This is a genomic window from Sphingosinicella sp. BN140058 (assembly GCF_004135585.1).
In the GTDB taxonomy this organism is placed as follows: domain Bacteria; phylum Pseudomonadota; class Alphaproteobacteria; order Sphingomonadales; family Sphingomonadaceae; genus Allosphingosinicella.
On record NZ_CP035501.1, the window covers coordinates 4,293,446 to 4,307,016 of the forward strand.

A 13,571-nucleotide genomic window follows, 5' to 3' on the forward strand; every position below is an offset into this window, starting at 1 on the left:
CTGGTTCGGCGGTCTTAGTGCGCCTCGCCGAAGCGCCTGCCCGTCGGTACCCTCCCGCAGCGGCGACGGTTGGCACGTCACGGAACGATGATGTTCTGGGCGATCACGTGATTGTTGGGCGTCGCACCCGTAACCGAGATGCCCGGACCGGTTCGGAAGCCGTTGATCGTGTTGCCGGTGACGATCGCGTCCCGCCAGGTCGACGGGATGCGGATGCCGCCGGTGATACGGTGCGGACTGTAATTGTCCCTGATCTTGCAGCTGGTAATCCGAATCCGACCAACGGTGCCTGACGCGGGCACCGCTCCGACATCGATCGCGAAGACATTATTGTCGGTCGGCCCGGAATTGTCGTAATTGACCTGATCGACATCGAGCCCATCGATGTCGATATCGTCGCAATTCGCGTCGACGAACACGCCCGCAATGCGGAAGCGGGTCACCCGGCCGCCTTCGATCCTGATGTTCTGGCACTTGTTCAGGTAATAGCCGCGCGCAGGGTATGAAGGCCAAGCCGGCGGATCCGACCCGATCAGGCGGACGTTGTCGAACAGTATGTCCCGGATCACGTTCGGGCCGCCGGAAAGAAAGACGCCCCGCCGCACGCCGGTGGCCGTAATGTTGCGGAAGGTCGCGCGCTGGACATTGAATTCCAGCTTTATCGCCGTCATGCAATCTTCCATCACGATGTTCTCGAACAGGATGTCGCGACACTCGTTAGTGCCGCTCGCATAGACGTTGATGCCGGGCGCATTCCGATCGAGTCCGATGCCCTTGATCGAGCCGTTGCGGACGGTGATCCGCCGATTGCTCTGGTTCGCGTGATCGTGATCGTTGATGACGATCACCTCGTCGTTGAAGAAGCCTTCGGCGCGGAAGCCGTCCCACAGGATGTCCTTGCAGCCGTCATTGGTTTCGAAGGCGCCGCGCAGCTGCGAGCCGAGGCAGGTGAAGTCGCGGATCTGGATGTTGCTGGTGGCGTCCGACTGCTCGAGCTCGTCACCGCAGCTGATATTGTCCGCGACCGTATTCTGTCCGACGATGCCGGTGAGGCGGTGGCCGGAGCCGAGAATAGCGAAGCCGTGCTTGGTCATGTTCTTGGCAATGACGTTGCCGATCTCCGCATTGGTCGAGGTGTGGCGCAGATGGATTCCGGAGCTGCGCTGCGGCGGCAGCGTTGAAATGGAACCGGTGACCCTGCCATCCAGGGTCAGCGCCTCGACCCGGCAACCATCGCCATGGATGGTGATCAGCCCTTCGCCGAGGCCGAGTTCCGCATTGGTCGACAAGGTTAGGAAGCCGGAGGTGTGCGGGCTCATTCCTATGATACCCTGTCCGTGGTTAAGCGCGATCGGTGCGTTGATCACGTAGAAATGGCTGACGCGGATCATGCCGTTGAGCGATGCCTGCAGCGCCGTCTGAATGGCAGGCTGCTGGTCAGTGTAGGTACCGGAGAAGGGCTTTGCGCCACATTGTCTCGGATCGGGATAGGGGACGTAGAGCTCCCACCAGGCCCCGTCAGCACTCTGAAACTTGGCGTCATGGGCCGGCGGCGAGGGGACCCGCCGGTAGCGAGCGTCGCCGCCATCGGCGATCGCGTAATAGCCGACGGTCGAGACGTAATCGAGCGACGGATCGATCGTTGTCGTCCCAGCATCCACATACAGGAATTCAATCATTTTGAGCCCCCTCTCCGTGTAGAGGCCGTTGCTACCTCATCATGGCGGCCTCCGCATGAGATTGAGATCAAGTTTTCGAACGGTCAACCGGCGAGATAATCCAATCCGGATGGATAGTGATTGCTGTCCAGTGGTGCTGAATTGGACGTATGTGGCTTAGCCTGGAAAGACTATTAACAATTATTATCAATAGGGCTCTCAGAAAGCTGGAGAGACCCTCTAATTTCGCCTTGATGCCGTGGAGCTCAGCTGGTCAGGTCCGGTCGGCACAGAGGCGCGCCGGCCGCGCAGCGGCCCTGCGCCCGGTGAAACCGCCCATGCCATTGTTAACGCGGCCTTAGCTCTGCTCTGGCACCGGGGCGGAAGCATTGGAGAAGCGCATGAAGGGCCTGGTTTTCACGACATTTTTCAGCTTCTGCGAAGCGCGCTACGGCGCCGATCTGCTGGAGGACGTGATCGAGGGGGCGAACCTGCCGAACGGCGGCGCCTATACCAGCGTCGGCACCTATCCGTTCGAGGAGATGGTCGCGCTGATCACGGCGGCGGTGCAGGCTACCGGCACCGCCATGCCGGCCATGCTGGAGGCGTTCGGTGCCCATTGCTTCGCCACCTGGGTCACCAAATTCCCGCATCTGTTCGACGGCAAGGATCTGTTCGACGTGCTCGCCGGGATCGACGGCTTTCACGAGACCGAAGTGCGCAAGCTCTATCCGGACGCCGAACTGCCCTCGTTCAAGGTCATCACCCGCGACTCCGACCGGCTGGTCGTCGACTATGTCAGCTGCAAGCCGCTGGCCGACCTCGCCGTCGGCGTGATCCGCGGCGCCGCCGAGCATCTCGGATCACCGGTGGAGATCGGCTACCGCCAGGGGACCGACGCGGTCCGCTTCGAGATCCGGCGCGCGCGCAGCCTGATGGCCGCCTGACTGCGATGACGGAGCCGTCCCTCGAACGCCTGCACAAGCGGCTCGAACGCGAGCGGGCGGCGCGGGAGCAGGCCGAGCAATTGCTCGAGCGCAAGAGTCAGGAGCTGTTCGACGCCAATCAGCGGCTGACCGCGATGAACGCGGCGCTCGAAGCGCGGATCGCCGAAGCGATGGCGTTCCAGACGGATCTCCACGCGCAGAAGGCGGCGCTGGAGCATACCATGCACCATCTGTCCGAGGTGGTGACGACGATCGAGGGAATATCGGGGCAGACCCGGATGCTGGCGATCAATGCGACGATCGAGGCCGCCCGGGCCGGCGAAGCCGGTCGCTGCTTCGGCGTCGTCGCCAACGAGGTGAAGGCGCTGGCCAATCAGACGCGGGAGGCGACGCTCCGCGCGGGCAAGCTGCTCCGCGAGGATGCGGCGCTGTTTACCGCCTGAAGGCCCGCGTCGGCCTTACCAGCGCGCCACGCCCTCCAGGAAGAAGACGCAGCGTCCTTCGAGCTCGACGCGGTCGCCGCGCAGCCGGCAGATCATCTCTCCGCCCCGGCGCGACGCCTGCCAGGCCCGCAGCACCGTCTTGCCGAGCCGGGCCGCCTAATAGGGCGTCAGGCCGCAATGGGCACCGCCGGTCACCGGATCTTCCGGGATCCCCTTGGCCGGCGCGAAATAGCGGCTGACGATATCGTAACCGTCCTCGCCCGCCGCGGTGACGATCACGCCCGCGGCCGGCAGCCGCGCGAGCGCCGCCAGATCGGGAGCAAGCGCGCGCACGGCGTCGGCGGTTTGCAAACGGGCGAGGATGTTGGATCCATCCCACAGCACCTCTTGCGGATCGCGCGCCAGCGCCTCGGCCAGACCTGGAGGCGGCGCCATCGGCGTGCACCGGCGCGCGGGGAAATCCATCGCATAGCCGCGGCCGGCGCGGCGGACCGTCAACGGCCCGCTCGCCGAAAGGAAGCGGAGGGTGTCACCGTGCGGTTCGAGCCGCTCGAATATGACCGCCGCGCTTGCCAGCGTCGCATGGCCGCACAGGGGCACCTCGACCTGCGGCGTGAACCAGCGGATCCGATAGTCCTGGCCGACCGCAACGACGAAGGCGGTCTCCGGAAGGTTGTTCTCGGCGGCGAGCGCCTGCAGCACGTCGTCGTCGGGAAACTGCTCGAGCAGCATCACCGCCGCCGGATTGCCGGCGAAGGGGCGCGCGGTGAAGGCGTCGAGCTTGAAGATCCTGGCGTGCACGGGTGGAGGCTAGCCGCCGTGGTGCCGCCCCTCCAGCTTGGCTTCTACGGCTGCAGCAGCACGCCGCCGAGGGACTCCGCCGAAGCGCCCGGCTGGGCCGCGGCGGCGAAGGTCGAGCGATCACCAGGTTCGAACGCATCGAAGATGGCGCGGGCCGCGGTCGCGATCACCGCCGGGCGGTTGCTGCCGCCGCGGGCGAAGAAGGCGACGGCGAGGCGGCGCCCGCTCGGCAGAGTCAGGAAGCCGACATCGCCGGTATAGCCGGTGAGGGTGCCGGTCTTGTGCTCGACCTTCACGGCTGCAGGGAGCAGCGCCCGCATCCGGTTCGATCCGGTCTTGCAGCGCGCCATCAGATCGAGCAGCCGAAGCCGGCTCTCGGGCTTCAGCACCGGCTGGGTGTCCAGCATGCGGAGGAGGTTCAGCATCGCCGCCGGTGTGCTCGAATCGCGGATGTCCTTGAGGTCGCGGCGATCGCTGAGCAATTGGGCGATGGTGCGGTCGACGCGCATGCCGCCGATGCCGCGCACCCGCAGCCAGGAATCGATCGCGGCTGGGCCGCCGAGCCGGTTCATCAGCAGATCGGTCGCGCGATTGTCGCTGCGCGTGATCATCTGCTCCATCAGGGTCGCGGCGGAGACTCCGGCAATCTGGTCGTCGAGGGATCGGATCCCGGCATCGACCTCGGTCAGATAGGCGGCGGCGACCGCGACCTTCATCGTGCTCGCCATCGGAAACGGCTCGTTGCCGTTGAAGCTGACCGTCTCGCCGCTGGCCAGGTCGAGCGCGGCGATACCGAATTCGCCGGGGTTGCTGGCGGCGACCGCCGCCAGACGCTGCTCGAGTGCGATCAGTTCCGGAGATGCCGTACGGGCGGGGATGAGCGGTGCCGGGCGTACCGCCGACGGCACCGGCGCGGCGCGCAGCGGGCTGCCGAGCGGGGCCGGGCTGAGCAAGGGGGTGGTCTGCGCCGGCGGCGCCAGTTGCGAGGCGGTCAGCGGCGCTGCGTTCGAGGTCGGCGGGAGCGGGGGGAGAACGGCTTGCGCCCAGGCCGGCTGGGCAAGAAGGGCCGCACACCACAGAAGCACCGCATTCGCCCGCATTCACTTATCCCCGCGCCGTTGATCCGATCCCCGGGTAATAGCATGAAATCATTGGAACGTTACCTGTAGCCCGGGGTGTCGGGCGCGGCGGAGGCTCGTTTCGGCGCGACTGCTGACACCACGCATAAGCATGTGCGTTGCCGCCGATCATTGGAACCGATCCCGCTGGAACTGGCGCTCTTCGCCGCACGCCGTCAGCGCGCCCGCCGGTCAGGCCGGGTAGCGATCGAACTTGGGCAGGCTGTCCAACTGCTCGGTCCAGGCAAGATGCTCAGCATATTGGATGTGCGCCCCCGGCGCCTGCGCTGCGGCATCGTCAAGCGTCGCGCTCTGAATGTCCGTGATCCCGGGCAGGAAAGCTTCGTTGAGGTACAGTAAGCCGGTGCCGCAGTCGCCGCAGAAATGCCGTCGGCCATGTTCGGACGAGGCGTGAACCTTGGGTGTTCCGGCGGTGATCCGCACCTGATCCGATTTGAACGCGATCCACGCCACCATCGGCGCTCCGGCAGAGCGGCGGCAATCCTCGCAATGGCAGATTGCGTGGTGGAGAACCTCGCCGGCCGCCTCGTAGCGCACCGCTCCACACTGACATCCTCCACTCGGCATCAAGGCCTCCCATCCCGTTCGTCCCGCACTCTGTCGAGGCGCGGCAGCCATGTCCAGTCTCGGAGCACAGGATGACGTGAGGGATCGGCGATCATTCGGCGGCGCTGCGCAGCGCCTCCGCAATCGTGCGGCATTCCTCCGGCGCATCCGCCTCCGCCGCAAGCGGCCGGTAGAAAGCGGCAGCGCCTTTGGCGTCGTGGGTCTCAACGAGCAGCCGGGTCAGCAGCAGCACTTCGGCACCGGAGCAGAACAGACCCTGGGTCGAGACCGGCCAGGTGCGCACGCTCACCCGCGCCGCTGCCAGTGCGCCGTCGAGATCGCCGGCCTGCTCGAGCGCTTCGGCGAGGTCGCGGTGGAGATAGGCGCGGCCGATGTCCTTGGGCGGGAGCGTCGTCGCCTTGCGATAGGCCTCGACCGCGCCGTCGAGATTGCCGGCAACCTGAAGCGCCTCGCCGAGCTGGTGCCAGGCATCGGCGTCGCGCGGATTGGCCTCGACGACGGCGTGCGCGTCGGAGACGCTGACTTCGGTCGGGTTGGCCAGTTCGCCCGGCGCGAGCAGGCGCAGCGCCTCAGTTTCCGCCGGGGAAAAGGACGGCGGCGGGGCGGCGGCGGCGGGATTTGCCGACAGGATGCACAGCGAGAATAGTGCCGCGCCCGCAGGCCGGAGATCGGACCAGAAACCAGCGCGCACCCCACCTACCTCCACTTCGAATTCGTGCATTCGCGCGTCTAGCGCAGGGTGGGAACTTCTGCCAGCCGGCTGGTGGCCAAGGCGGCAATGCCCACCGTCGACGCGGCGGCCAAACGTGCGCGTTTCGACCGCCGGTCACTCACTCGATCTGCCGCAATCGGTGGGCCACCGAGCGGCAGGGTGCACCTTCCGATCTCGTCGCGCGGCAACCGATTCTCTGCTATGGTCGGGACCTAACTCGGGAGACGCGCATGCTTGCCGCAGACGCCGCCGTCGGATCCGCCAACCCTAATGTCGCCGCGCTGGCCAGAGGCTATGCAGCGTGGGCCGAGACCAGGGGCGGCAATGTCGATCAAATCCTCGACCTCATGCATGACGAGATCGAGATGCGATCGCTGGCACCGCAGGAGATCGCGCATCCGCTTGCCGGAACCCATCGCCGCAAGGACGGGGCACGCGCCTATTTCGGTGCATTGCTCGGCGAATGGGAGATGCTCGATTGGGCCGCCGAGCGCTTCATCGTCGATGCCGAAGGGGACGACGTCGTGGTGATCGGCCGCTGCCACTGGCGGCACCGCGCGAGCGGACGCGAGGCTGCCACCGCCAAGGTCGATATCTGGCATTTCGAGGACGGCCGGGCGACCCGCTTCTTCGAATTGTTCGACACGCTCGCCTTCGCGGCGGCGGCCGGACTGATCGCGCTGCCTGCCCCCGGCTGAGCGGGGGCACGGACGAGGGCGGTGCTCAGCCCCGCGCCTCGCGAAGCAGGCGCTTGCGGGTGCGATCATCGCGTGCATAGGCCCAGCGGACGGGGTCCACGCCCGGCGGCGCCGGTGGGTTGGGCGGTGCCGACGGCGGCGGCTCGTGGTCGGCCGGCCGGGCGCCGGTGAGCCAGTCGGGCAGGCGCTCGCTCCCGCTCAGCAACAGGAAGGGCTGATCGTCGGCCGGTGCCGCCACGAAGCGTCCCGACACGCGGCAGCGCGACGCCTTGCACCGCGCGCGCCGGTCGATGAGAGTCCAGTCGCGGCCCTTCAGAGTCGCCAGCGCGGCGAGATCGACGTCATAGAGGCGCTTGCAGGCGGGGCAGGCGAACCGCACCTGCGTCCCCGCTTCGATCATCGTTCCGAGGCTTCGCGCCCAATGCGGCCAGATACGCGCCGCGCCCGATCCGATCGCGCTTTCGCCCCGCGGCCATTTCTGTCGTGGACCTTCCATGCCGCACGCGTGGAACGAACAAGGAACAGGTGCAAGCGATTCGCGCGCGGGACTGTCCTGAAATCAGGCGTTGTCGCGTCTCATCGCAGGCCAGGCGCGGGCCTGTCGGTCCGGGCTGGCGGTGGCGCCGGGGATCGTTTTCGCAGCGCCGTCGCCGAGATCGCCATGGTCCGGCGGCGTTCCCGATCCGATGTCGCCGCGGCCGGCCCACTGGCCGCTGTGGATTCAACAATCTGCGCCGGTCGCCGTTTCGTCCGCCGGTTCAGTGGGACCAGCGCGAGGCTCCGGCCGCCGAGGCGGCATCGTCGACCAACCTGCCGCTGGCGCCGACGAACGGACTTGCAAGCTGCTACAAATGTGGCATGCTACAGATGTAGCAGGGATGTTCTCCGAAGTGAGTCGAACAATGATTGGCAGCCTTCCGCGCCGCGAGCGCGAGATATTCGAGATCCTGGTCACGGCGGGCGAGGCCACCGCGGCCGACGTGCGCAAGGCGATGGTCGATCCGCCGAGTCATTCGGCGGTTCGCACCATGCTCACACGCCTGGAGGCCAAGGGCATGGTCAGCCACCGCACCGTGGATCAGGCCTATGTCTATCGCAGCGTCCCGCAGGCAGCGAAGGTCCGCGAAACCGCGCTGCAGCAGCTGGTGAAGACGTTTTTCGACGGATCGGCAGCGAGCGCCGCGACGGCCCTTCTCGGCCTGACGCGGACCTTGAAGCCGGATGAGGTGGATGCCCTGCAACGGGCGATCGACGAGGCAAAGGAGCGCTGAGTGATGAGCTATTCCTTCCTTCTTGAAATGGCGTGGAAATCGGCTGCGATCAGCGGCGCGGTGCTCGCCCTCGCGATGCTGCTGCGCAGCCGTTCGGCGGCGGATCGCGGCGCCCTGCTGCGGGTCGGCGTCGTCACTCTGCTGCTGCTGCCGGTGGTGTCGCTGCTGCTGCCCTCGCTGATCGTCGAGACGGCAGCGCCCGAAGCCGCGCCCGTCGCGGCACGGGTGCCGGAGCCGGCGGCTCTTCTTGCCGCAAGCGCGGCCCCCGCAACCGCCCTTCCGGATGGCGCCAGCCTTGCCGCGCCCGGCTCGATGACTCCGATGGCCGCCTCGGCGGACCTCACCGGCGACTGGAACGATCCGGGGATCCTGTTCCTGCTTCTCTACGTCGGCGGATTGCTGATGGTCGGCGGTCGCCTCGCCATCGGGGTCCGGGCCCTGGCACGCTGGACGGCAGAGGCGGCGGACGTCGAATGCGGCCAATGGCAGGCGGCACTCGCCCGCGCGGCATCGGGTCGCGGCGTCCGTCTGCTCGTGTCCGACGAGGTCAAGTCGCCGCTCAGCTGGGGCTGGCGCCGGCCGGCGATCCTGCTCGATCCCGACACGCTCCGGCGCCCGGACGATGCCGATGCCATTCTTGCCCATGAGGTCGCGCACATCGTCCGCGGCGACTGGCCGTCGCTGATCTGCTCCCGTGTCGCCGTCGCGTTGTTCTGGTTCAATCCGCTGGTCTGGCGGTTGGACCGCGAAGTCGCCCAGCAAGCCGAAGAAGCGGCGGACAGCTATGCCATCGCGCGGGTCGAGCCGACCCGCTACGCCCAGACCCTGCTCGACTGGGCACGGACGAGCGGCGGGCTGGTTCCGGCCAATGCGATGGCGGGGAGCGAGCATGGTCTCGCCCGCCGGGTGCGCGCCCTTCTCGACGGCCGTGCCGGCCGACGTTCGGGCTCCGTCTGGACCTTTGCCGCCATGGCTGCCTGCGCCGCCATCGCCGCGCCGGTCGCGGCGCTGGAGTTCGTTCCGCAGGCACCGGAAGCGCCCGAGCTTCCGGATAGTGTCGAGACTCCCGAGGGGCCCGCCGCGCCGGCAGCGCCGGAATTCGAAGCCGCGGATGCCCCGCTCGCGACCGTGCCGCTTGCCCCGGCACCACCGGTTCGCGCGAGCCTTGTCGCGCCGTCGGCACCGATCGCGCACCCGACGCCGGTTGCCGCGCCCGCTCCCGCCGCGGCGCCGGCTCCTCCACGCCCGCCGATCGCTTCGCTTCAGGCGCTCGCTTTCGCGCCGCGTGTTCCAGCACCGGTGATCGACGAGAAAGCGATCCAGGCTGAGGTGGACGCCGCAGTCGCCGAGGCGATGCGGACCAGCGTCAACGTCCGCATCGACGCGGAGCGGATTGCCGCCGATGCCCAGCGCGCCGCCGACGCGGCGCTGGCCGGAAGCGCGCATGGCATGCTCGCCGGTGCCGACGGCATGGAGCGCGGCGCGGACAGGATGCGCGAGGAAGCGCGCCGGCTGCGCGATCGCAACTATCGCGAGCGTCAGATCGCCAAGGAAGCGGCGCGCGGCCACCGCGTCACCCACGAGGATCTGCTCGAGGCGGCAGAGGGCATGGAGGAAGGCGCGCAGGGCATGCGCGAGGGCGCGCGCGAGATGCGCCAGGCCGCCCGCGAGATGCGCCGCCGCAGCTGAGAACGGTCCGGCGCGTCGGTCCTCCCAGGACGCCACGCCGGACCCGCGTCCAGCGGCCATGCCCCCGGCGGCTGGACATCCATCCCCCTTTCGCTAGCCTCGCGGCTCGTGAAAGGGGGATTTTTATGTCCGTGCGTGCTTTCGTCCTCGTCTCGGCCGCTTCGGCGCTGCTCGCCGGCTGTGCCGCCGCACCGAGCGCGGTAGCTTCCTCCGCTGGCTCGCCGGCCTTCGATCTCGTCCTGCGTGGCGGTTCCATTTACGACGGCAGCGGCGGTCCGCCGTTCATCGGCGATGTCGCGGTGAGGCAGGATCGGATCGTCGCGGTTGCGCCGCGCATCTCCGGCAGCGGCCGGAGCGAGATCGACGCCGCCGGCCTCGCGGTCGCGCCCGGCTTCATCAACATGCTGAGCTGGGCGACCGAGAGCCTGATCGAGGACGGGCGCAGCCAGAGCGACATCCGCCAGGGCGTCACCCTGGAAGTGTTCGGCGAAGGCAGCTCGATGGGGCCGCTCAACCCCGAGATGAAGCGGCAGGAAGCGGAAGAGCAGGGGGATATACGCTATCCGATCACCTGGACGTCGCTTGGCGAGTATCTCACCATGCTCGAAAAGAAGGGCGTGTCTCCCAACGTCGCCAGCTTCGTCGGTGCGACCACGGTCCGCGTCCACGAGCTTGGCCGCAACGATGTCGATCCGACCCCTGCGCAGCTCGATCGGATGCGCGGCCTGGTTCGCGACGCGATGAACGAGGGGGCGCTCGGCGTCGGCTCCTCGCTGATCTACGCGCCGGCCTATTTCGCCGAGACGCCCGAGCTGATCGCGCTCGCGAGCGAGGCCGCGAAATGCGGCGGCCTGTACATCAGCCACATCCGCGACGAAGGGCCGAAGCTGCTGGAATCGATCGACGAGCTGATCGAGATCGCCGACAAGTCGGGCGCTCCGGCCGAGATTTACCATCTGAAGCAATCGGGTCGCGAGAACTGGGGCAAGCTCGACGCAGCGATCGCGCGAGTGGAGGCCGCACGGGCCCGCGGCCTCAAGATCACCGCCGACATGTATACCTATCCGGCGAGTTCGACCGGGCTCGATGCGGCGATGCCCCTGTGGGTGCAGGAGGGCGGTATCGATGCGTGGGTGAAGCGGCTGCAGGATCCGCCGACACGGGCGCGCCTGCTTGCCGAGATGGGCAGGGCCGAGGGCTCCGAGAACATGAAATTGCTTGTGCACGAGCCCGACAAGGTGCTGCTGCTGGCTTTCAAGAACCCGGCGCTGAAGCCGCTGACCGGCAAGACTTTGGCCGATGTCGCCCGCATCCGCGGCAAATCGCCGCAGGAGACCGCGGCCGATCTCATCATCGAGGATCATACCCGGATCCAGGTCGCCTATTTCGGCATGAACGAGGCAAATGTCGCGCGGCAGACCAGCCTGCCCTGGGTCAGCTTCGGCTCCGACGCCTCGTCACAGGCCCCCGAAGGCGTCTTCCTCAAGTCGAGCACCCATCCGCGCGCCTACGGCAATTTCGCCCGCGTGCTGGGCAAATATGCGCGCGACGAGAAGCGCCTGTCGTTGCAGGAGGCAGTGCGGCGGCTGAGCGCCTTTCCGGCATCCAATCTCGGCCTCGCGGATCGCGGCGCGCTCAAGCCCGGCTATTTCGCGGATATCGTCCTGTTCGATCCCGCCAAGATCGGCGACACTGCAACCTTCGAGAAACCGCAAAGCTATGCGATCGGCATGCGCCATGTCTTCGTCAATGGGATGCAGGTGCTGCGCGACGGCGAGCATGTCGGTGCGACGCCGGGCCGGTTCGTGAAAGGACGAGGCGCGGGGAAGTGCCCCGCCTGACGGTGCCGTGGCTCCGTTCAACGTCCCGCCGCAAAGCGGTGGCAGCGTGAGGGCGGTTCGGGTCCTCTGCAACGAAGCCACCGACCGGGGGTTGGACGCTTCGACGTCTCCTCCTTGCGTGGAAATCACACCTGATGAAATCTGCCTTGCTTCTCCTGCCTCTGCTTCTCGCCGGCTGCGCCGCCGGCGGCAATCGCCCGGCCGAATTCGGCGCCGGACCGATCGATACCGAACGGCTGTCGCAGATTACCCGGACTCTCGCCTCCGACGCGTTCGAAGGACGTGCGCCCGGAACCGTGGGCGAAGCGAAGACGATCGCTTACCTCTCGGAGCAGTTTCGTCAGCTCGGGCTGGAGCCGGCCGGCGACGACGGCACGTTCGTCCAGCGGGTGCCGCTGATCCGAACTCAGCTCGAACGGCCCGGCCGAGCCGAGATCGCGCGCGGTGGCGATCGCATCGCGCTCCGTGTCCCCGACGACATTTATCTGAGCACGGTTCGCGAGGTCGACAGGGCCAGGATCGCGGCGGCGCCGATGGTGTTCGTGGGGTATGGAGTCTCGGCGCCGGAGCGGCAGTGGGACGATTTCAAGGGCGTCGACCTCAAAGGCAAGGTTGCCGTCTTCCTGGTCAACGATCCCGATTTCGAGGCGGTCGCCGGCGATGCGGTGGCAGGCAGGTTCGGCGGCCGCGCGATGACCTATTATGGGCGCTGGTCGTACAAGTTCGAGGAAGCGGCCCGTCGCGGCGCCATTGCCGCTCTCGTCGTCCATGAGACGGACGGCGCAGGCTATGGCTGGAATACGGTCCAGGCGCCGGGCGGGGAGAATTACAACATCGTGCTCAAGCCCGGTGCGCAGCAGCCGGTGCTGCTGCAAGGCTGGATCCAGCGCAGGGTGACCGAGGATCTGTTCCGCCGCGCCGGCCTGGATTTCGAGGCGGTGAAGCGGCAGGCCCGGACGTCCGCCTTCAAACCCATCGATCTCGGCGCGCGGCTGGACGCGGATTTCAGCGTCGCCACCAGCCGCGTGGAGAGCCACAACGTTCTGGCCAAGGTCGCCGGGGCAAAGCGGCCCGACGAGACGATCTGGTTTGCCGGACATTGGGACGCGTACGGAATCGGCGCTCCCGACGCCGAAGGGCGGCGAGTCCGACCCGGAGCGCTCGATGACGCGCTCGGCCTTGCCGGCGTGATCGAGATTGCCCGTGCCTTCAAGGCGGGGCCAAGGCCCGATCGCACGCTCGTCTTCGCCGCCTGGACCGCCGAGGAGCGCGGATTGCTCGGGGCCGAATCCTATTCCGCCAATCCCAAATTCCCGATGGCCAAGGCCGTTGCGAACCTCACCCTCGACACCCTCCAGCCCAATGGTCCGGCGCGCGACGTCGTGCTGATCGGCCAGGGACAGAACGATCTGGAGGATCGACTCGCACGTGCCGCCGACGGCCAGGGGCGGACGATCACCGCCGATGCCAAGCCGGAGCGCGGTCTGTTCTACCGCGCCGACCATTTCGCCTTTGCCCGCAAGGGCGTGCCGACGCTGTTGCTGATGGCGCTGGGCGGCGGCGTCGATCTGGTGGATGGCGGTCGCACGGCCGGCGACCGCTGGGTGAGCGAGTTCACCGCAAACTGCTACCACCAGACATGCGATTCCTGGAGCCCCGACTGGGATCTGCGCGGCGCCGCGCAGGACATTTCCCTCCTCTACACGATCGGCCGCGAACTCGCCTTCGGCAGCGATTGGCCTGCCTGGAAACAAGGCTCCGAGTTCGCGGGCATCCGCCAGCAAAGCGAGGCGGAGCGCCGTTGA

13 protein-coding genes are annotated in these 13,571 nt (G+C 67.5%); 7 read left to right on the forward strand and 6 right to left on the reverse strand.

Going from position 1 to position 13,571, the window contains the following annotated elements:
- Window positions 1-77: 77 nt before the first annotated feature.
- Window positions 78-1,679 (reverse strand): hypothetical protein, encoded by a 1,602-nt coding sequence (locus tag ETR14_RS19290; RefSeq protein WP_129387694.1) that lies wholly within the window; start codon window positions 1,677-1,679, stop codon window positions 78-80.
- A 380-nt stretch (window positions 1,680-2,059) separates the two neighbouring features.
- Here ETR14_RS19290 and ETR14_RS19295 point away from each other — a divergent pair, with 380 nt between their 5' ends.
- Together ETR14_RS19295 and ETR14_RS29675 are read left to right on the forward strand one after the other, a co-directional pair.
- Window positions 2,060-2,605, forward strand: a complete 546-nt coding sequence (locus ETR14_RS19295; protein WP_129387697.1) for a heme NO-binding domain-containing protein — start codon at window positions 2,060-2,062, stop codon at window positions 2,603-2,605.
- A 5-nt stretch (window positions 2,606-2,610) separates the two neighbouring features.
- Window positions 2,611-3,048: a methyl-accepting chemotaxis protein gene (locus ETR14_RS29675; RefSeq protein ID WP_129387700.1), complete on the forward strand. Its 438-nt coding sequence runs from the start codon at window positions 2,611-2,613 to the stop codon at window positions 3,046-3,048.
- A 156-nt stretch (window positions 3,049-3,204) separates the two neighbouring features.
- On the opposite strand, the gene ETR14_RS19305 is transcribed toward ETR14_RS29675, so the two are convergent.
- The 4 genes from ETR14_RS19305 to ETR14_RS19320 all read right to left on the reverse strand — a co-directional run bounded on the left by ETR14_RS19305 (window position 3,205) and on the right by ETR14_RS19320 (window position 6,276).
- Entirely contained in the window at window positions 3,205-3,849 is a 645-nt protein-coding gene (locus tag ETR14_RS19305) for a PhzF family phenazine biosynthesis protein (protein WP_371416695.1), read from the reverse strand.
- Window positions 3,850-3,893: 44 nt separating this feature from the next.
- On the reverse strand, window positions 3,894-4,949 hold the full coding sequence (locus ETR14_RS19310; protein WP_129387703.1) for a serine hydrolase: 1,056 nt from the start codon (window positions 4,947-4,949) through the stop codon (window positions 3,894-3,896).
- A gap of 210 nt (window positions 4,950-5,159) precedes the next feature.
- Entirely contained in the window at window positions 5,160-5,555 is a 396-nt protein-coding gene (locus ETR14_RS19315) for a GFA family protein (protein WP_129387706.1), read from the reverse strand.
- Between the two features lie 91 nt (window positions 5,556-5,646).
- Window positions 5,647-6,276, reverse strand: a complete 630-nt coding sequence (locus ETR14_RS19320) for a tetratricopeptide repeat protein (protein ID WP_129387708.1) — start codon at window positions 6,274-6,276, stop codon at window positions 5,647-5,649.
- A 221-nt stretch (window positions 6,277-6,497) separates the two neighbouring features.
- Between ETR14_RS19320 and ETR14_RS19325 the strand changes: the two genes are divergently transcribed.
- Window positions 6,498-6,965, forward strand: coding sequence for a nuclear transport factor 2 family protein (locus tag ETR14_RS19325; RefSeq protein WP_129387711.1), 468 nt, complete (start codon window positions 6,498-6,500; stop codon window positions 6,963-6,965).
- 25 nt (window positions 6,966-6,990) lie between these two features.
- On the opposite strand, the gene ETR14_RS19330 is transcribed toward ETR14_RS19325, so the two are convergent.
- The gene (locus ETR14_RS19330; protein WP_129387714.1) at window positions 6,991-7,461 is read right to left on the reverse strand and encodes a hypothetical protein; all 471 of its coding nucleotides are present in this window, start codon (window positions 7,459-7,461) and stop codon (window positions 6,991-6,993) included.
- 406 nt (window positions 7,462-7,867) lie between these two features.
- Here ETR14_RS19330 and ETR14_RS19335 point away from each other — a divergent pair, with 406 nt between their 5' ends.
- The 4 genes from ETR14_RS19335 (at window position 7,868) to ETR14_RS19350 (ending at window position 13,571) form a co-directional block, all read left to right on the forward strand.
- Entirely contained in the window at window positions 7,868-8,236 is a 369-nt protein-coding gene (locus tag ETR14_RS19335; RefSeq protein WP_129387716.1) for a BlaI/MecI/CopY family transcriptional regulator, read from the forward strand.
- Between the two features lie 3 nt (window positions 8,237-8,239).
- Window positions 8,240-9,925 carry a M56 family metallopeptidase gene (locus ETR14_RS29570; protein ID WP_129387719.1) on the forward strand — a complete coding sequence of 562 codons (1,686 nt, stop codon included), beginning with the start codon at window positions 8,240-8,242 and terminating at the stop codon, window positions 9,923-9,925.
- Between the two features lie 125 nt (window positions 9,926-10,050).
- Complete coding sequence (locus ETR14_RS19345; protein WP_129387722.1) at window positions 10,051-11,766, forward strand: amidohydrolase family protein; 1,716 nt, start codon at window positions 10,051-10,053, stop codon at window positions 11,764-11,766.
- A 134-nt stretch (window positions 11,767-11,900) separates the two neighbouring features.
- Window positions 11,901-13,571 (forward strand): M20/M25/M40 family metallo-hydrolase, encoded by a 1,671-nt coding sequence (locus tag ETR14_RS19350; RefSeq protein ID WP_129387725.1) that lies wholly within the window; start codon window positions 11,901-11,903, stop codon window positions 13,569-13,571.

What these genes read in the sequence shown, in the direction of transcription:
- ETR14_RS19320 (WP_129387708.1), bottom strand. Translation starts at nt 6,276, where the DNA reads ATGCACGAATTCGAAGTGGAGGTAGGTGGGGTGCGCGCTGGTTTCTGG.
- ETR14_RS29675 (WP_129387700.1), top strand. Translation starts at nt 2,611, where the DNA reads ATGACGGAGCCGTCCCTCGAACGCCTGCACAAGCGGCTCGAACGCGAG.
- ETR14_RS19295 (WP_129387697.1), top strand. Translation starts at nt 2,060, where the DNA reads ATGAAGGGCCTGGTTTTCACGACATTTTTCAGCTTCTGCGAAGCGCGC.
- ETR14_RS19290 (WP_129387694.1), bottom strand. Translation starts at nt 1,679, where the DNA reads ATGATTGAATTCCTGTATGTGGATGCTGGGACGACAACGATCGATCCG.
- ETR14_RS29570 (WP_129387719.1), top strand. Translation starts at nt 8,240, where the DNA reads ATGAGCTATTCCTTCCTTCTTGAAATGGCGTGGAAATCGGCTGCGATC.
- ETR14_RS19315 (WP_129387706.1), bottom strand. Translation starts at nt 5,555, where the DNA reads ATGCCGAGTGGAGGATGTCAGTGTGGAGCGGTGCGCTACGAGGCGGCC.
- ETR14_RS19310 (WP_129387703.1), bottom strand. Translation starts at nt 4,949, where the DNA reads ATGCGGGCGAATGCGGTGCTTCTGTGGTGTGCGGCCCTTCTTGCCCAG.
- ETR14_RS19330 (WP_129387714.1), bottom strand. Translation starts at nt 7,461, where the DNA reads ATGGAAGGTCCACGACAGAAATGGCCGCGGGGCGAAAGCGCGATCGGA.
- ETR14_RS19350 (WP_129387725.1), top strand. Translation starts at nt 11,901, where the DNA reads ATGAAATCTGCCTTGCTTCTCCTGCCTCTGCTTCTCGCCGGCTGCGCC.
- ETR14_RS19325 (WP_129387711.1), top strand. Translation starts at nt 6,498, where the DNA reads ATGCTTGCCGCAGACGCCGCCGTCGGATCCGCCAACCCTAATGTCGCC.
- ETR14_RS19345 (WP_129387722.1), top strand. Translation starts at nt 10,051, where the DNA reads ATGTCCGTGCGTGCTTTCGTCCTCGTCTCGGCCGCTTCGGCGCTGCTC.
- ETR14_RS19335 (WP_129387716.1), top strand. Translation starts at nt 7,868, where the DNA reads ATGATTGGCAGCCTTCCGCGCCGCGAGCGCGAGATATTCGAGATCCTG.